This is a genomic window from Lacrimispora brassicae (genome assembly GCF_054772055.1).
Genome location: NZ_BRYH01000036.1, coordinates 1 through 19,668, shown reverse-complemented (window position 1 = coordinate 19,668; position 19,668 = coordinate 1). Strand labels below are relative to the sequence as shown.

General features: G+C 40.0%; 15 protein-coding genes. All 15 read left to right on the top strand.

The genetic code is table 11. From position 1 onward, the window contains the following. Nucleotides 1-89 precede the first annotated feature (89 nt). The 15 genes from ACYVD3_RS17495 to ACYVD3_RS17425 all read left to right on the top strand — a co-directional run bounded on the left by ACYVD3_RS17495 (nucleotide 90) and on the right by ACYVD3_RS17425 (nucleotide 19,167). Nucleotides 90-2,954 (top strand): penicillin-binding transpeptidase domain-containing protein, encoded by a 2,865-nt coding sequence (locus ACYVD3_RS17495; RefSeq protein ID WP_460643771.1) that lies wholly within the window; start codon nucleotides 90-92, stop codon nucleotides 2,952-2,954. A 26-nt stretch (nucleotides 2,955-2,980) separates the two neighbouring features. After that, nucleotides 2,981-5,098 (top strand): penicillin-binding transpeptidase domain-containing protein, encoded by a 2,118-nt coding sequence (locus ACYVD3_RS17490; protein WP_460643770.1) that lies wholly within the window; start codon nucleotides 2,981-2,983, stop codon nucleotides 5,096-5,098. Nucleotides 5,099-5,700: 602 nt separating this feature from the next. Continuing rightward, nucleotides 5,701-6,159, top strand: coding sequence for a hypothetical protein (locus ACYVD3_RS17485; RefSeq protein ID WP_460643769.1), 459 nt, complete (start codon nucleotides 5,701-5,703; stop codon nucleotides 6,157-6,159). A 524-nt stretch (nucleotides 6,160-6,683) separates the two neighbouring features. Then, nucleotides 6,684-7,739, top strand: coding sequence for a hypothetical protein (locus ACYVD3_RS17480; RefSeq protein WP_460643768.1), 1,056 nt, complete (start codon nucleotides 6,684-6,686; stop codon nucleotides 7,737-7,739). Between the two features lie 17 nt (nucleotides 7,740-7,756). After that, entirely contained in the window at nucleotides 7,757-13,219 is a 5,463-nt protein-coding gene (locus ACYVD3_RS17475; protein WP_460643767.1) for an RHS repeat-associated core domain-containing protein, read from the top strand. 75 nt (nucleotides 13,220-13,294) lie between these two features. Continuing rightward, nucleotides 13,295-13,810 carry a hypothetical protein gene (locus ACYVD3_RS17470; RefSeq protein WP_460643766.1) on the top strand — a complete coding sequence of 172 codons (516 nt, stop codon included), beginning with the start codon at nucleotides 13,295-13,297 and terminating at the stop codon, nucleotides 13,808-13,810. Between the two features lie 253 nt (nucleotides 13,811-14,063). Then, nucleotides 14,064-14,546, top strand: a complete 483-nt coding sequence (locus tag ACYVD3_RS17465) for a hypothetical protein (RefSeq protein WP_460643765.1) — start codon at nucleotides 14,064-14,066, stop codon at nucleotides 14,544-14,546. Nucleotides 14,547-14,650: 104 nt separating this feature from the next. Next, on the top strand, nucleotides 14,651-15,088 hold the full coding sequence (locus tag ACYVD3_RS17460) for a hypothetical protein (protein WP_460643764.1): 438 nt from the start codon (nucleotides 14,651-14,653) through the stop codon (nucleotides 15,086-15,088). 332 nt (nucleotides 15,089-15,420) lie between these two features. Continuing rightward, a complete protein-coding gene (locus ACYVD3_RS17455; RefSeq protein WP_460643763.1) occupies nucleotides 15,421-15,891 on the top strand; it encodes a DUF1905 domain-containing protein in 471 nt (156 codons plus the stop codon). A 112-nt stretch (nucleotides 15,892-16,003) separates the two neighbouring features. Then, on the top strand, nucleotides 16,004-16,798 hold the full coding sequence (locus tag ACYVD3_RS17450; protein ID WP_460643762.1) for a helix-turn-helix transcriptional regulator: 795 nt from the start codon (nucleotides 16,004-16,006) through the stop codon (nucleotides 16,796-16,798). An 86-nt stretch (nucleotides 16,799-16,884) separates the two neighbouring features. After that, a complete protein-coding gene (locus tag ACYVD3_RS17445) occupies nucleotides 16,885-17,295 on the top strand; it encodes a VOC family protein (protein WP_460643761.1) in 411 nt (136 codons plus the stop codon). A gap of 295 nt (nucleotides 17,296-17,590) precedes the next feature. Further along, the gene (locus ACYVD3_RS17440; RefSeq protein ID WP_460643760.1) at nucleotides 17,591-17,926 is read left to right on the top strand and encodes a DUF4865 family protein; all 336 of its coding nucleotides are present in this window, start codon (nucleotides 17,591-17,593) and stop codon (nucleotides 17,924-17,926) included. A gap of 234 nt (nucleotides 17,927-18,160) precedes the next feature. Beyond that, nucleotides 18,161-18,364, top strand: coding sequence for a hypothetical protein (locus tag ACYVD3_RS17435; RefSeq protein ID WP_460643759.1), 204 nt, complete (start codon nucleotides 18,161-18,163; stop codon nucleotides 18,362-18,364). Then, complete coding sequence (locus ACYVD3_RS17430) at nucleotides 18,357-18,599, top strand: GNAT family N-acetyltransferase (protein ID WP_460643758.1); 243 nt, start codon at nucleotides 18,357-18,359, stop codon at nucleotides 18,597-18,599. Before ACYVD3_RS17435 ends, ACYVD3_RS17430 begins: the two co-directional genes overlap by 8 nt. A gap of 25 nt (nucleotides 18,600-18,624) precedes the next feature. Beyond that, complete coding sequence (locus tag ACYVD3_RS17425) at nucleotides 18,625-19,167, top strand: cysteine hydrolase family protein (RefSeq protein ID WP_460643757.1); 543 nt, start codon at nucleotides 18,625-18,627, stop codon at nucleotides 19,165-19,167. Nucleotides 19,168-19,668: the final 501 nt, after the last annotated feature.

Sequence of the window (19,668 nt, the reverse complement as noted above, 5' to 3'; positions counted from 1 at the left end):
GCAGATGGGATTAATAAAAAAAAGTTTACATCAGAACAAAATCCGTGTATAATAAAATCTTACAAATGTAAGATTAAAGGAGAACTATATTGCGCAATCATAAATTATGGAAAAATATGAATTTTTCCGGACTTCAATTAATGGACCGGATTCCAAGGCTGGCAATCCTGTGCGTTATTTTCGGATTTCTGTTTCTGGTGCTTATTTTCCGGCTGTACCGTCTTCAGATTATGGAGGGGGCAGCGAATCAGGAAGAGTTTATGAGTTCCATTATGAAGACTCAGAGACTTTCCGGAAGCCGTGGAAACATCTATGACAGGAATGGAAAATTACTGGCTTCGAACCGGCTTTCCTATGATATTACCCTGGAGGATTCCCAGAATTACAAGTCATCGAAAGAGCGCCAGCGGTCCTTGAACGGAATTGCCTATCAGTTGATCTGCCTGGTCAAGGATGAGGACAACCTGAATACAGTTCTGCCCATATCTGTGGATGAACAGGGAAACTATGAGTTTACCGATGAAGGGTGGAAGCTCAGCCGTTTCAAGGCAGACTTTTATGGGAAAAACTCGGTGGATGAACTGACGGATGGGGAAAAATCCGTAACAGCGGATGAACTCATGAAAAAAATAAGCAGCAAGGAAAAGTTCCTGATTGAGGCTGCTTATACAGAAGAGGAACAGGGGCAATACGGACTGCCCCAAACCCTTACGCCTAAGGAGATTCTGGAGATAGCCAACATCCGTTACGGCTTATCCCTGAATTCATACCGTAAATATCTTCCTTATCTGGTGGCTTCGGATGTGTCTGAGGAAGCTATGGTGGAAGTGCTGGAAAAGAAACGCAGCCTGCCGGGGGCGGATATTCAGGAAGGCAGCGTCCGCGTTTATTATGGAGGAGAAAGCCTTTCTTCCATATTGGGATATACAGGGCCGGTTTCCGCCGAGGAACTGGAAGCAGGGAATCGGGAAGGTGCTGTTTACACGAACCAGTCCATGATAGGAAAAGGCGGAATTGAAAAATCCATGGAAGGTGGGCTTCGGGGACGGGATGGTATGGAACAGTTTTATACGGACGTAGTGGGAAACAGGAAATCAGACCCGGAAATTACCAGTATGCCCCAGACCGGAAACGATGTTTACCTGACCATTGACATGGATTTACAGAATGCTGTTTATCAGATGCTGGAACAGCAGATTGCCGGAATCCTCCTTGCCAATATGGAAGAGAGCAAAAGGGCGGACATGCCAAAAGCAGCCGATGCCTCTCAGATCCGGATTTCATCGGATGAAGTGTATTTTGCCTTAATAAAGAACCATGTCATTGATACCGGACGGTTTCAGGAAGCGGATGCAACGGATCTGGAGAAAGCCGTCTATGAGCGGTTTGCTGACAAGAAAGAGCAGGTTTTTCAAGGATTTTTTGATTCCTTTGATGTCTCGGGGTCCGGGTATGACTCCTTAAGCAGCGAGGTAAAAGGCTATTATGATTATCTTCTGGATACAGTAAGGAAGAATAAAACTATTTCGGAACAAAGCGGAGCCTGGGACCGGAAGGAAAAAAGCTTCCGGCAGTATCTTTCCGACTGCATTGCAAATGGCTGGATTGATTTAAGCCAGGTGGAAGCTTCTGAAAAATATATGACACTTGACAACAGCAGAAGCCTGATTGAAGAAATGATCATGGACGGCTTAAAGAAAGATTCCGGTTTTGATTTACTGATATTTCAGGCAATGATAACGGAAGGAACTCTGACCGGGGAGGATGTGGAAAAGCTCCTTTATGAGCAGGGAATATTATCAAAAGAGGACCCGGATTATGCCCCTCTTTTAAATGGGCAGATGAATGCCTGGCAGTTCATACGCAAAAAGATAAAAAATCTGGAGATCACTCCTGCCCAACTGGCTTTAAATCCCTGTTCCGGGTCAGCCGTTGTGGTCCAGCCCCAGGACGGACAGGTGCTGGCCTGCGTAAGCTATCCGGGCTATGATAACAACCGGCTGGCAAATCAGATGGACACGCCCTACTATGAGAAGCTTGCCGCAGATTTATCCCTGCCCTTATTTAACCGGGCAACCAGCCAGTTGACGGCTCCGGGATCCACCTTTAAACCGGTAACGGTCATTGCAGGACTGAGCGAAGGGGTCATCACTACAGATACCAGCGTAGTATGCTCCGGTGTATTTGATAAGGTACAGCCGCCTTTGCGCTGCTGGAAGCGGTCAGGGCACGGTCCCATACTTTCCAGTGCCGATGCTCTTAAAAATTCCTGCAACGTTTATCTGTCTGAAATTACATACCGCTTGGGAACTGAAGAGGATGGTCTGTTTTCGGAAGGGAAGGGATTAAATAAACTGCAGGAATATGCCGGTTTGCTGGATCTGGATAAGAAGACAGGCATTGAGATCGGAGAAGCAGAACCTCATGTAACGGATCAGTTTGCTATCCCTTCTTCCATCGGACAGGGAACCCATAACTATACGACCACGCAGATGGCACGGTATACTGCGACCCTGGCCAACCATGGATCCAGCTATGACCTTTCTCTTATTTATAAAATAACAGATTCAGAGGACAATACGGTCCAGTCCTTCAATCCAAAGCTTCAGAATAACGTATCCCTTCCGGGCTACGTATGGAATGACGTTGCTAAGGGTATGAATGAGCTGGTGAAAACCAATGCAACCTTAAAAGACTTGAAAATCAATGCGGCCGGAAAGACCGGAACTGCAGAGGAATCCAAAACCCGGCCAAACCACGGGCTTTTCATAGGATATGCACCGTTTGAGGACCCTCAGATAGCCATAACGGTGCGGATCGCCAATGGTTACAGTTCCGGCAATGTGGTTGGAGTAGGAAAAGGAATTTTGAATTATTACTTTCATCTGGAAGATCCCGCTAATATCCTTACTGGGACTGCTTCCGGCGTGTCCAATAATCTGCGGACGGATTAAGCGGACGGATTGACAGGGGGTATGCTATGAGGCGTAGAAAGAGGAGATTTTTATTCAGTATTGTTTGCACACTTTTTATTTTACTGGCCGGCCTGGCAGGAGCAGCCCTGTTCTTTCGGATACAGGGGAAATTCGGAGCGTCAAGGAAAAAGCCGGATGCGTTGTTCCTGGAATACGTGGAGTGTCTTTCCAGGGCAGACTATCAGGCCATGTATGGGATGTTGGATGAGCAGAGCCATATAAATATCAGTGAAGAGGATTTTATCACCAGGCATAAAAATATCTACGAAGGAATCGAGGCCTCCGGAATAACCGCCCAGATGAAGCAGGTAGAGGAAAAAGACGGGGAGGCGGCGGTCAGTTACACCATGAGCCTTAATAGTATTGCAGGGGAAATCAGCTTCAGCAATCAGGTAAAGTTCCGGAAGGAGAAGAAAAAGGGCTATGAGATGGTGTGGAATGACACCGTGATCTTTCCGGAGCTGGGGCGCACCGATAAAGTGAGGGTATCAACGGACAAGGCGCTGAGAGGAAGTGTTTTTGACAGGAATGGACTGCTTCTTGCAGGGAAAGGCACCGCTTCTTCCGTGGGTTTGGTTCCTGGAAAGATGAGTGGGGATTCTGAGGGGGATTTAGAGAACCTTGGGAACCTCCTTGGGATGTCGGTGGATGCAATCAAAAAGAAATTATCTGCCAAGTGGGTAAAAGAAGATTCGTTTGTACCGTTAAAGACCATTAAAAAAATAGATGAACTGAATTTAAATTCCATGGAGCCACGGGAGGAGAATGTTAAAAATAAGGAATTCCAGGATGAGCTTCTGGCTGTGCCGGGAGTCCTGATCACAGATACGCAAGTCCGTTATTATCCCTTGGGGGAGAGCGGAGCCCATCTGGTGGGATATGTCCAGAATGTGACGGCAGAGGATCTTGAAAAGCATCCGGAAGAAGACTATCTTTCTGACAGTGTTATTGGAAGGAGCGGAATGGAGGCCTTGTTTGAGAAAGAGCTGAAAGGGACCAATGGACGGGCGGTTTCCATTACTGATTCCAGCGGAGTCCTGAAGAAAACCCTGGCCGCAAAGCCGCGGTCAGACGGAAGGGATATTACCCTGACCATTGACAGCTCCCTTCAGTCTGAAATTTATGAGGCATTCAAAGAGGATAAGAGCTGTACAGTGGCCATGAATCCTTATACCGGCGAAGTGCTGGCCCTTGTCAGTACGCCGTCCTACGATGACAATGATTTTATTCTTGGAATGTCTGAGGAAACATGGGCATCTTTAAATGATGATGAGAGAAAGCCCATGTTCAACCGGTTCCGTCAGAGATTTGCCCCGGGATCTTCTTTTAAGCCCATAACCGGTGCCATCGGGCTTTCCACTGGAGCCATTGATCCTAATGAGGATTTTGGAAAGGAAGGGTTAAGCTGGAGAAAGGATGAAAGCTGGGGAAATTATTATGTTACCACCCTTCATGATTACAGCCCTGCCATACTGGAAAACGCATTTATTTATTCGGACAATATTTATTTTGCAAAGGCGGCCTTAAAAATCGGCTATGATGATTTCATGTCAGGTCTGGATAAACTGGGATTTAATCAGGAGATTCCTTTTGACATATCCGTAACAAAGTCTCAATATTCCAATACGGAACGGATCGAAACCGAGGTGCAATTGGCTGACAGCGGATACGGACAAGGGCAGATGTTGGTAAATCCTATACACTTAGCGTCGCTTTATACCATGTTTGCCAATGGTGGAAATGTAATCAAGCCGTATCTGCAATACAAAGCGGAGCCGGGTGCGGAAGTCTGGCTGCCGGGTGTATGTTCTCCGGAAATTGCGGACAGGATACGGACAGCACTCAGTAAAGTAATCAGTTCTGAATACGGGACTGGTCACGGAGCATACCGGAATGATATGGAGCTTGCAGGAAAGACGGGAACGGCTGAGATCAAGGCATCAAAAGACGACACAAACGGTACGGAGCTTGGCTGGTTTGCTGTCTTTACAACAGATACCAAGCTGGAGACTCCCATTCTTCTGGTCAGTATGGCAGAGGATGTAAAGGATCGGGGAGGAAGCGGGTATGTGGTGAGAAAGGACAAAGCGATATTGGATTCCTATATTCCAGGCGGACGGTAAAAAATGCTGCTGTATCGGTTTGAATTTGGTATGCGCCTTTCTTTCTTTAGTTAAAATTCGTTTTTATTATCAATATGATATCAAGAAACTATGCATAAACATACATTAAAAATCCCTAAGAGCAAAATTAGGGATTTTTTAGTGTCTGTTTATGCAATTTTTCTGGCTGGCTGGGGAGGAACTGTAACCTTAGATGGTAACCTTAAATTTACTAAAATAGAACATATGTTCGAATTATATTGACAACAGGCTTCGAGAGTATTATAATCCAGATGTCGACAAAAAAGAACATATGTTCGAAGTGTAAGAAGGATAACGTATAGGATCATAGATTGTTTCGTAGCAATGTATGTAACAGTTAAATGATCAGAATAAACGTGATAAGCGGTAAATATTTTATGCCATAATGAGCCGATAACGTGGTATTAGTTGTATATTAATGAAAGATTGGTCATCAATAGATATTGCTGAATTCCTTCTTTTATTAAATAAATGTTTAAAATAAGATTTATGCCAGAGTTGTTTAAAGGAAAATGAATAAAATAGTTTTACAGCTAAAGAAATCAAAGAAGAAAAATTCAAATTAAAAGAGGAGAAGTAATATGTCAAGTACAAATAAAACATCATTAGGATTAAATATGTGGGAAGCATCGGATAAGCCGGTAAGACAGGATTTTGTCAATGATAATGTTATTATTGATGAGAAGATATCAGAGTTAAATAGCAATAATGTTATTGTTGATGAGAAGATATCTAAGTTAAATAGCAATTTAGGTAACAAGGCAAATACCAGTGATATAATTGATAAAGTTAGACTTACTGGTACGGTTACTACCGCAACTGATGCAAAGAGTCCATTGGGTTATTCCGGTACAGCTGATATAACCACATTAAGTGGGTATCCCACTGGAAAGGAAATAATTGCAAGAGTACCCATGATCGCTTATAGTTCTACTACAACTGCGCTGATTTATTTTCTAACAAGTACTGGAGTTGCGGTGACTGCAAAATCAGCGGCAACCTATACATATATAGTTGATGTACTTTATAAACGTGGTTAAATTAATCATTTTTCGACCCATGTATTCCAAGATCCCTCCCTTTTTGACCTAATCCATATCCGCGCACTGGCCTCAATGGAAGTAAATCGTTGTATTGCATAATCGCCACCGTCCATATACATTGTTTCAACCAGGCCCGCGCTTGTTGAAGGTTTGTTTGATGCAACCGTCGCAGCTCGGTAAAATGTCACTTTATCTATAGCTACAGGAATATTGTTTAAGTCTCCAGTATAAACGCCCTTATTAATCAAATTGCTATTTACTTAAGTTAAACGGAACTGTTGATACTCTTTGTTCTCCCTCAATAGGAAAGGATGAGTATCAGTATAATAAATGATTTTTTCTATCAGAAAATCCACTATTGACCAAAAACGAAATATGGCAAGAAACCACATGGTACTGAAACGAAAAATAGCATAATCACAACGGGATGAGGTGCGGAGTACCAGAGAAAAACTCCAAATACAATCAATTACAAAAATAAAAATTACCAATAGAAAAATGAAAGGAGAAATCTATTATTTATGAACCGACCGGAATGTTTACATATCCCCACCCTCCACGAAGGGGAACAAGCACAAATCAGTTGGGGAGCGGTGGAAGCACATAAAAATTATACTATAGAACGGGTATTTAATGAATCTTTTTTACAGGCCCTGTCCGGATACACCTGGGACAATTTTGACAGTACCAATGAACCATGGAGCAGGCATGATCAGGCTGCCCTAAACTGGCATCAAATCGAAACCAGAACAGGCAAAGGTCAGCACTGGGAACGCCTGGATTATGAGCAGTTAAGCTGGTCACAGCTTGAGAATCATTTATATACCTGGCAGCAGTTAGAAAGCCAGGAAATCAGTTTTGAAATATTTAACGGCCCCGGCGCCAGACGGCCCGGCATTGAGCAGGGACGTACCTGGCTGGAACTGGACGAGCTTAATAAAGCCTGGAGCAGCCTGGAAGAATCCGGACATTCATGGGAGGAAGGGGAGAAGGTGACGCTGCCTGGCATCTCATGGGAGAGTATTGACTCCAGATGGCTGACATTTAACGAATGGGAAGGAAAAGGTTTGACCTTCCATGAATTGGATACACAGAAACAGATAGAAGAACACCGGGGAATGACAGATTCCATCCCAATTGGGGCGTCTAACGCAATGTACCGGATCAAAGTATATGGTTCTAAAGGTGATGAATCTGATTATTTAGAGACAGCACAATTGCCGGTTATTCCTGTATTTTACCGCAGCAGCACCATGGAATACCCGGTAAAGACCGGTAAACGTTACGCAGTCCTGCTGAAAGCCCAGGAGGTCAGCGGTCTGGACAAAATCCGCATGAACCTCCGGTATGATCCACATTTACTGGAATTAACCAGCCTCGCAGCCGGCAGCCTAAGAAGCATAACAAAACCAGGAAATTATCCGGAAGAAAATTTAAAAATATATTCCAGTATTCCGGGAAAGCTGTGGTTTCAGTCAACCAGACAGTTAAGTCAGAACGAATGCTTTAGCGGTTCCATTGCGTTGGTGGAATTTATCGCCAGGGGAACCGGAAATGCAGCAGTATCATTATTTTAAGATTAAGAAGGGATTAGATGGACGATAAAAAGATTATAAAGGATTACATTGATAATGATAAAAATGAATGGGAAGCATCTGATACAGAGACAGCGGAGGACGTATTAGACGGAGAAGAAAGGGAAGAACAAAGCCAGAAAACACAGTTGAGCCGGGCGGCACTGTCTGCGGATGAGGAGGAATTTTCTGATATAAAACAGTATCCGGAATCCCCATTTACCTATTTCGAAACAAACCAGGTAAATGTGCAGTTAAGCACTGGTAATGTTCAATATGAGACAACAGATTTTGTACTGCCCGGAAGAGACGGCTTTGATGTAACCATTACCAGGCGCTACGACTCTGGTTGTGCAAACTTGGTAGATATGGATCCATATATTGACATCAAAAAAAAGGATCCATATATTGATATTGGAAAACTAAAAACAGGTTCTAAAGATAATAGTTTTTATGCTGCGACTTATGGTCTGGGATATGGTTGGTCCTTTGTCTTACCCTCTATTGAGACTGTGCCATATCTTAACATGACAATACTGGATATTCCTAAGGACCCAATGGTAATGGGGTTTCACAGTTCTGATTATATTCTGCATCTTGAAGATGGCAGAAGTTTGGAAATAAGCCGGTCTTCAGACAGATTCGCGAATCATAGCCTAAAAGATATTATTGTTATTACCAGATCAGGTACAATTCAGCATCCCTATGCTGCTAATATTACCAAAAGCTATGATATCATCATTGAATACAAGAATGGAAATAAGGATTATTTTAAAAATTTAAATGGAAATGATGGCGAACGAGGTAAGCTGACTCCGATGAAGTTTACACTGGCTGCCCGGCAGGACAAGTTTGGAAATGTGATTTGTTACGATTTAAAGGATTACGGCGGTATGGTGATTGTGGACACCTGGGGACGTAAAATCAGCCTGGTGAAGACCGATTACGGACTTATCTGGAGATTGCCAGAAAGCATAGCAGGAAAGGCATGTGAACTTTCCTACCATATCGATCAGGCGCAGCCGCTTAAGCTCACCGCAGTAACAGACCCCGTAGGCCGTAGGACTGAATATAACTATTATAATCCGGGAGATTACAAGGGCATTATGAGTTATGCCTCCAAGAAAGCAGTAGGAAATACTACCGGAAATAAGGAACGCAATTATCTGCTGTTGAAGAGCGTCACATACCCCAATTATGCATCCACACAGTTTACATATGGCAGAGAAATCAGCATTGTAAATGATGCCGGTGGAAAGCTTACCCATTTTGCATTGACGATGAAAACGGATATTGCTGACGGAGCCGAATACAACCGGGGAGAATACAGATACAGGCTTGATTCCGGAACTTCCTACGAGTACGGCAATGGTAAATATATCGAATATGCAGAAGTAAAACATCATCAGGATATTTTGGAAACCCATCAGTTCGATAGAGAAGGGCAGTTATTAAAAAAAGAGGTCCGGCATCAGGAAGCCCTTATTTCAAAAAGTGTTTATAAATATAGCAATAAACTAATCGTGTCAGCAGTTGACCAGGTATTTGACAGGAACAATGAATCAAAATTTCTCGAAAAGAAAACCTCTTGGAAATATTCCGCAGATCAAAAAGCAAATATCATCCAGCTCATTGAAGAATATCCGGATGACCCTTCATGCAGCCAGGAAATCAATACAAGCTATGGAGACTACAGCATCATTCTTGAAACGGAAAGAAAAAAAGGCTCTGACCAGATCAGGGAAACAAATGAACTCCATACGGAATTGGGAAAGCGGGTAATAAAATATCATCGGATATATCAAAATGGAGTCTTAAAAGAAAAAACAGGATATGATTATAAAGATTCGAAAAATCCCTATTGTGTGACCAACGAAAGAAGGTACTTCCTGGCAGTCAGCGGGGACCTGGAGCAGTCAGGTGATTATGCTGAAACAATTTATAAATACAGCTCTCCTTCCAGTACTGCCAGCAGATACACACATAACTATATATCAAAAGAACAAACCGGCATCATAGATGCGGACGGCAGGTCCTGCGATCCAATAAAGGAAGAATTTCAATATGACAATTGGGGACGGCTCATCTCCAAAAAGGATTTCAGGAACCAGGTCAGTACCATTCGCTATGACGGGCTGGGACGAGTTGAAGCAGAGACATTGCCTCCGGCAGACGGCCAGCAGGCAACAAATGAAATCTATTATAATGACCGCTTAAACTATATCACGGAAACAGATGCGAACCACCAGAAGAGACGAATTCAATACACACCGTTTGGACAGATTCAACAGGTCTGCCTGGCCGTATCCAATGAACCAACTTCCGGTGATGTAGTACTGCAGGATTTCCGGTATAACTCATGGGGAGAACTGACAGAAACAGTCACATACGATGGGAACGGCACAGCAGCGAATCATGTAAGAAAGACTGAACGATATACCTACGATTCATTTGGCCGGGTGTTATCCCATACGATACCGTTAGTGGGCTATGAGGAGAAGTATGAATACAATGAGGTATTTACTGATCCGGCTGATGGCAGGAAGTACTATCGCGAACTGAAAAAAGTCATGGGGGATGCTTCCGCTCCGGATATCGTGACAGAATGTTATAAGGACCAGAAGGGCCAGGTCCGGAAGGAAATTTTAGCCGGGGAGAGGCTGTTTACCTACGAGTATGACAATGCAGGAAACAAGATCCGGAAAATTGATGCCAGGAACAAAGTGGAACGCTGGGAGTACGATTATGCAGGCCGGGCAGTAAAGTCCATACGGATGGACTCCGGCCAGGAGAGAATTACCAGCATTCAATATGATGCGTTAGGCAATAAACGGTTTCATTGGGATGAAGCCGGAAAGAAAACTGAATACCAATACGATAAGACCGGACGCCTGATTCAAATCACTGCACCGTTTGACCACCGCAGCCAGATTGTAAAATATTACTATGATGGAGCCGGAAATGTAATAGGGGAAAAGAAAGCACAAAAAGATGGCTGGCAGGAGACTCAGTATGTTTATGATGCCAGGAACCGACTGACCGATACCTACCAGTACCTAAGCCCGGGCAATTGGATTAGGACCGCCTGTCGGTATGATGCGGTGAATCAGGTCATTCTAAGGAGAACCGGGGATACCCCAGCCGGAGAAGGGCGGGAGGTGACAAAATACGCCTATGACCGTTTTGGAAACGTCACGGCAATGACGGATGCCCGAGGATGTACGGAATACTACGGGTATGACAAAGCCGGAAGACTGCAGAAAAAAACGGACAGGAACAAGGACCAGACCATTTATCAGCATGATGCCCTGGAACGCCTGATAAAAGAAACCGTGCAAAAAAGAACTCCAGATGGACTGGTAATGAGCGAGCGGGAGTATTTCTATGGTAAGAACGATAAGCGGATTAAAGAAGTCAGCCGGGAATCCGTGGGAGGAAAACAAACCGTCTTCCTGGAGACGAAGTACCGCTATAATAATAAAGGCCAGATGTCCCACCAGGAGGATCCGGGAAATACAGGGAAGGATTATACTTATGATATATATGGAAACCGCCAGTCCTTTCAACTGACCCGCGAAGGAAATGCAAGCCCGGATGTTAGTCTGTATTATACGTATGACGACTTATACCGTTTAAAGCAGGTAAGAAAAAACAGCGCTGCCGGGGTGATACTGGCAGAGTACGAATATGATGAAAAAGGCAACCGTAAAACCCTCCGCTATCCGCAGTCCGCTATGGAAACCAGCTATAAGTATAATGATGGCAACAGGATAATATCATTGGAGAATAAACGGCAGGGAATCGTGACTTCTGCATGGGAATACAGCTATGATGTGGATGGGAACATTCTAAGAAAGATTAACAAAGCCGGTTCTGCCCCAACCACCATATCATATCAATATGACCGGCTGGGCCGTCTGACAGAAGAAGATTATTCCGGCTGGAAGCGGACGCTTTATACCTATGACGCTTATTCCAACCGTATGAAAATGATGGTGGAAGGAAGAACAAAGGATGAGCTGGTCAGTGTTACCAGTTATGAGTATGGTTTGAACAACCGGTTGGAAAATGAGATAAAAAAGCAGGGGAAAACAACCGAAACTTATCGGTACCTTTATGATGATAATGGGAATGAAACCTTCCGGATTTGGGAGAAAACAGCGCCAACGCCGGACTATCCGGGAAATGTCAAGTTATCGGGGACTTATCAAAAAGAGGTTCCAACGGTTTATGAGTGGAGACATTATGATGGATTCAATCAACTGAGCCGGATCAATCAGGATGACAAAGAGATTACATATCAGTACCGGGGAGATGGACTGCGTCACAGCGCCCAGGTGAGGAAATTAACCGAAAACCAAGGTAAAACGAATTTGTATTGCTGGGATGGAAGCGATATTGTGGCGGAACAGGCTGACGGCAGTAAGATTAAGACCTATTTAAGGGGAATCAATTTGGTTGCCAGTGAAATAGACCGTGTGGTATACTACTATATATTTAATGAACATGGGGATGTAACCCAACTGTGGAGTCAAAGCGGGGGATGTAAAGCTTCGTATGAGTATGATGCTTTTGGAATTGAGAGAAATCCCGATAAGGAGGATGAGAATCCGTTCCGGTATTGTGGGGAGTATCTGGATTTAGAGTCGAATACTTACTACTTACGGGCAAGAAGCTATAGGCCAACAACAGGACGTTTTTCGACGGAAGATAGTGTACGCGGAATCATGAGAAAACTTCCTAACGACATGAAAGTTCCGGACCCGTTGAGTTTAAACCTTTACACATATACCCATAATAATCCTCTTTATTATCAGGATCCGGGTGGACACTTTGTAATAAGTACTACTGTTCTTGTGGCTATTGGATTGGCGGCAGTGGGTGCAGTAGTTGGTGGATTCATTGGAAACTACATAGCTAATAAAGTTAACGCAGCAAGCCAAGATCGTTGGAAATATATTGCTGCCGGAGCAGTTGCCGGAGCGGCGGTTGGTGCTACAGTAGGATATTTAGCAGGACCGGCAATAGCATCTGCCACAGGGGTAGGCGGTATATCAGTTACAAGTGCTGGCATTTCTACAGTAACAGCAGGAACTTTTGGAGCAACGGGTTTTCAGCAGGCTCATCAGTTGGTACAGGCACAACAAACTGCTCAAGAGGCTACACCAGTAATAGGAAGTAAATTAGACTATGTATTTGGCCAAGCGACAGGTTCGGCTCATAATATTAAACGCTCAACAGATATGTTGAATCAATTAAACCGCATTGGTATTTACGATACTGAGTATTGGCGGAACTTTATGTTTCAAAAATTATGGCAAGATTATTATAATCTTATACCAATTCTACAGGAAAATGGGCGGAATGTAAGGGATGCATTGCTTATCGGGCCGAATGGAATGCTTAAAATGGAATCTATATGGCAAGGAGGGAAGCTTATTACAATTGAATTGTTCGGCAAGGCAGACTCTTGGTTCCGGTAAAGAGTTATTAACATCAAAGAATGTTGTTGAGGAGATATTATATTTATTTAGAATAATTAGTGAGGAGATAATGTTATGAATTTATTGTTTGGTAACTGGATTATTAAAATGGTCGGAAATATTTCGAAAAGTGACTTAGATAGAATATTAATCCATAATAATATAGTTATAAGTTTGGGAGAAGATTCTTATTGGGAAAATATTTTTTTGCTTGATATTGGCTCGGTGAATGATAATTCTAGGTTGTTGGTTCCTGTATTTTCTGAGAGTAGCATTGAACCCTCAATTATGATTAATAATAACAATCAATTAATTGTAGGATTTAATAAAAAAATTGCTATTATTGACTTGGATATGCAACAGGTTATTATTGAGAAAGAACTACCACATAATTTTATATATGCCAAATATATAGGTGATAAGTTAGTGGTTATTTTCGAGATTGGGATAGTTATTTTGAATTCTAATTATCAGGAAATATTTAATCGACCAACAGATGTTATAGAAAAATTTGAATTCTTAGGAAATCAAATACTATACAAAACATGTTTGGGGACAGAGGAAGTTAATATGGAGACTATTGCAGTCTAAATAATTTTAAATGCAGGGCTTATTTTTTGATTGACAGTGATGAGTCCTGCATTTCATTCCAGATAACTAAAATAAAATCAATTCGAATCACCAATTCTTGCCCCGCCCGCTGGTATCCAAGTGGCAGCCAAGCATATTGCGTTATGCTTTTCAGCCCTTGAATCCCTTGAAGGTAAATTTTCATGGAATGCAGTTGCCCAGGGTGCTGTAGTTGGTGGAATGATCGGTCTAACTGGAGGAGCAGTTCTTGCATATGGGATTACTGGCAGTGCTCTTGCATCAACTGGTGCAGTTGTGGAAGGTCTTGGGTTTGGTGCAGCAACAATGGGGTCGTGCTGGAGCAACTGGTTTTGAGCAGGCTCGGCAGTTACTGCAGGCACAACAAATGAGAGCTGGTGAGGGTTCGGGTCAGAGTCCTAAAGGTTTGATAGGTAAAGCTTTTGAAGATTATTTAAATAAAAAATTAGGCGGAGAAGGATCGCGTCAAATAGGTGGTAGGGATTTTGATGGAGTAAATGGAAATAGATGGTGGGAGGCAAAATCTGGTCAATATTGGGATATGTTAGAAAATGATCTTAAAAAGCTTTTAAAGTTTAAAAGTGATATGGGAGATCGATTAAATATTGCAAAACAGAATGGTGCAACCTATGAGTTGTTTTCTAATACTCCAATACCACAAACAATAAAAGGTTGGCTTGCAAAAAAGGGAATTTCGTTTACGGAGTTTCTAGATTAAATTATTTATGGTAAAAATCAGTATACCATGTAGAGATACCAATAAGTATCGTAGTTACGGGGCCCTTAGCCCCGTAACTACAAAATTCAAAAGGAGGTTGAAAAATGTCGCATTCAGTCTCGCTAAATGTGAAATTAAATTCAAATGCTATACGCTCTTGCAAAGAAATTATTATCCTTTTATTAAGATTTGGTTGGAATATCGAAAAAAACAGCAAAATCACATTTTTACCTTTAAATGATGATGATATGTTTGACTGGACAAGTTCAAATATCACTTTTGATGATTTTATTAAACTGGTGGAAAAAAAAGAAAATGCGAAAGAAATAGTAGGGGTAGAATTGTACTGGCAAAGTACAGATATTGGTGGCCACTTATTGATGTATAATAATAGTGATTTTTCTTTTGAATTTAATATTAATACTAAATATGTAGAAGAAATGATTAAAATTCCGGATTTCAATTGGTATGCAGAAAAAACAATACCATGCCTAAATCAAGGAGGCCGTATGATGGAATATAAGTTTGAGTTTACTTATTAATGTAATTTAACTGAATCCACATTGGAAGCTGTAAAGTTATTTTTATAAAGTACAAATTTAAGGGAGAAGTCTTTTCTGACAGAAAGAGACTTCTCTCTTGGAATTCTGCTTTAAAGCGAATTTAATAAAAGAATTCTGGTAAAAGAATGAAGGCTGACTTGAAAAAGTAAATTCCGGTGCATTGTCTTTTGAACTAAGGATAAGGACTAAAAAGAATCTGATTAGTGATATTAGCTGATGTTATAACTAGGTTAATATTTCTTAGTTGCAGTTATATTGAAATTTAGTGAGGTATGTAAAATTTATATTATACATTTTAGGGGCATGGAATTATGGATTTCGAATTTGAAGCAAGGATATATAAAGTTGGTATAAATGCTTGTGTTGATGTTCCTGACACAGTAACAAGTGTATTAATTAAGGAAAAGGGATTTATTTATATAAAGGGAACAATGAACAACGCTCCATTTTCAAAAAGCTTAGTTCCAGTAAAGAATTATTTATACCGACTTTTTGTAGATTTGACTATGTTGAAAGAAGCTAATGTCCAAATTGGAGATACAGCTAAATTTAATATATCGCAAGCCAAAAAAGAAACGATTGAATATGAAATACCCGATTTCGTAAAGCAAGCATTGGATGAAAAGAAGCTATTAAATAAATTTTACGCTTTAAGTGATTCAAAGAGAAAAAGTATTCTTAAATATCTCTGTTCACTTAAAACAATGGAAACATTAAAAAAGAATACATCTAAATTAATACTTGGATTAGAATCTGAAATTAAAGATATTCGATTACCTTAATTGCTATAAGTAAGCATAACCGTAATAAATGGCTAAAAACTAAGTATGACGAGTAAATATTAGCAGTGATTGTATTTTGATTATAAAATGTTAGAATTATATGGAGAAAACAATGAAATTAATTATCAAAGAAGTTATTGCATATATCAATAGCAATATCAGTCATGAAATGAAGGTAGAAGATATTGCTGTATATTTTGGTTATAGCAAATTTCATTTTAGCCGAGAATTTAAAAGACTAACAGGATTTTCAGTTTCTGAATATATATCTGCTCTAAAAATCGAGTTAAGCATTAAAGAGTTGACTAGAAATAAAAATTCTGTTTTAGGTTCACAATTGAAATCGGGATATTTGAGTTCGGGAACGTATTCATCTACATTTTCTAAAAGTACAGGTTTAAGTCCGAGGCAATATCAGCGAAAATTGATAGATTTGTATAATACCTTAAATGAATATGAAAACGCTGAAGGGAAGATAGAAACACCTTACTATAATATGATTCAACAAGCAGACCAATCAAAAGAGTTTTATAGTTGTAAAGTAATTATTGAAGTTCCAAGCCATTTCAAAAAGGGAGTTGTTTTTGTTGGCTTATTTCAAACACCAATACCAAACCATAGACCCATTGTGGGAAAGGCATTGCTAAAAACACAGCAATGTACACTAGATAGAATTCCAAAAGGGGAATACTACTTATTGGTATGCGCCATAGAAAAAAGCAATAATCCATTGCATTATTTTTTATTGAACAGTTGCTTAAGAGGTAGAGTAGAGGAAAAAGTATCATTCCCAACAGAATGTGAAAAAGAGTATTTCGTAAAATTAAGAGACCCTCTTCCACAAGACCCACCCATACTTGTCAATTTACCGAGCCTGCTTGCAGAAGTTATTTTAAATAGAAAATAAACCCATCTAAATGCGCAATGTAGGAGAAGTAGAGGACAATAATTTTGGCTATAATAATGACATCACAAACCAAAGGAGTGTTCATAATGATAAAATCCACAATAACTTTTTTACAGTTCGATGGAAATTGCAATAAAGCGTTGGAGTTTTACCAAGATGTTTTTTCTGCGAACGTTACTGAAAAGGTAACGCTTGGTGAAGCAAAAATGGCAAGAAATGAAACGAAAGCCCATTTGATTATGTATTCAATGTTTATGTTGGGAGAACAAAAGTTTGGAGCCTGCGACATAAGTGACGATACCCCTCTTCAAATTGGAAATCAAATGTCTATTTGGCTTGAAATTGATACCGAAGACTCGATACGTAATCTGTACTCTGACTTAAAGGAAAAAGGTTGTACCGTCATCATGGAACTGGGAGATTCTTTTTGGGAGTCAAAATACGCTAAAGTACAAGATATGTTTGGTGTCATATGGGAATTAAATTACCAGAAGTAGTTTATTGAACTTTAATCTGTACTAAGGATAATAAGCATTTTTAAAGTTTGGCATTAACAAATCCAATTACTTGATAATATTGTTTTTCTACGACGATAGTATTTTATTATTGTGACGCTGCAAGATTTTAACCACGCACTCAATTATCCATAAATAGCTATGATTCAATTGAATCATAGCTATTTAAAATTTAAAAATTTTAGTCTTTCGCTTGACACAAGCCTATGATAACATGGGCAACCATTTTTCGACAAATTTATACAGTGGTATGCTTCAATCTCTTTAAAATTTCCTGTTGGATGGTTATTTTAGCAATATCCTTAACTCATTTGGATGGACTAGGGTTAATAACTGGATCGTTTTGCATGAGCAAGTCAAAAAATCAACCAAACAACAATATGCTGCTATTCAAAAAATTACTATCCCTGCATTTACCGATTTTACGGCTATGTGTGATAATGAGAAAGAAAAATTTACAAGTTGGATTGATGACAATGCAACCACAGCATATATCAAAGCATATAACCCTTTTACTTGGGAACTATGCCACTACCATATGACTACGGATTTGGAAATGATTAAAAAATCAGCTAAAGATTCTTTGATTTATGACGTTCATCATATTTCTTAATAAAGTATAATTGAATCAAATGGCTAAAAATTAAGTAATACAACGAATTTATATTTTCAGAAAAGAAAGGTTTTCTTATGGATAAGGTCAATATAACCCCCAAATTAAGCTTATTTAGTGAGTTTTGGAATCCTAAATAAATAAAAACATGACCTTACCCACAAAAAAGTGGGTAATTTACTTTCCTCTCGATTTGATTATAATTTACCTATGACAATTGAGAGGGATGATGACATGGCAGTATTTATAAGAAATGTGCAAAGGGAAGATTTTGACCATATTTTCTCTTTGCTACAGCAGTTGTGGTGTGATAAAGATTTATCTAAGTCAAAGCTTGAAAAAATTTTTATGCAAACACTTTGTTCAGAGAAAGATTTCGGTTTTTGTGCGGTAGATGGTGAAAAAAAACGGGTTTGTTGCAGGCTCTATTATGAATAACTATTATCACGCTGGTTATGTATGTTATATATCAACACTGGTTGTAGATACTACATGTAGAGGAAAACATATAGGGACAGACTTAATAGATAGGGTTAAGTTATTTGCCATACAAAAAAATTGCAATGCTATTGAGTTGGATGCAAATTTTCACAGACAACAAACTCATGTTTTCTATGAGAACTATGGATTTATGAAAAGAGGATTTACATTTACCAAAGGCGTTGCTAACTAAATGATTCCATAAGGAGATGACTATTTTGAGTAAAGCATTATTATTGATTGATATTCAAAACGACTATTTTAAGGGAGGTCTTTCAGAACTTGTAGACCCATTACAGGCAGTGGACAATGCCAAAAAGATTCTAACTACCTTTAGGGAAAATAAATTACCTGTTATCCATATTCAGCACATTAACACTAGAGAGGGGGCAACTTTCTTTTTGCCAAATACCGTTGGGGTAAAGATTCATGTTGCAGTAGAACCATTGGAAAGTGAGTATATTGTAATTAAACATGCCCCTAATAGTTTTTTTGAAACAAACCTTGGTTCAATACTAAAAGAAAATAATATTGAAAGCCTTGTTGTTTGTGGCATGATGAGCCATATGTGCATTGACACGACTGTACGGGCGGCAAAAGATTATGGCATAGATGTAACTTTAATTGAGGATGCCTGTACTACAAAGGATTTATCTTTTAATGGAACAACAATACCAGCCAAAACAGTGCATAATTCATTTATGGCGGCATTAAATGGTATGTTTGCTAAAGTAATTAAAACTTCAGAATTAATAATATAGAGCGAAATAAGCATTTTCAAAGTTCGGCATTAACAAAGCCAATTACTTGATAATATTGTTTTTCTATGACGATAGTAATTTATTATTGTGACGCTGCAATATTTTAACCACGCACTCAATTATCCATAAATAGCTATGATTCAATTGAATCATAGCTATTTAAAATTAAAAAATTTTAGTCTTTCGCTTGACACAAGCCTACGATAATGATGTTGTCGAATAATGACAAATATAGCGAATGAAAATGAATCTAGTTTTCGTTTAGCAGTCATGATATACTTTAAATATAATTATAAATGGAATAATTATGGCTAAAATGGATTGTAGAGTGTGAATGTCAATGAAAATATTTACCACCTGACATTTTGAAAGTTTACCAGGTTGATACCGAATTAGTTTACCAATCCGACGATTTTGACATTCAAAAAGTTTACCGCTCGTGACAGTGAAAAAGTTTACCATTTGACAGTGAAAAAGTTTACCACTTTGCTTCTGATAAAG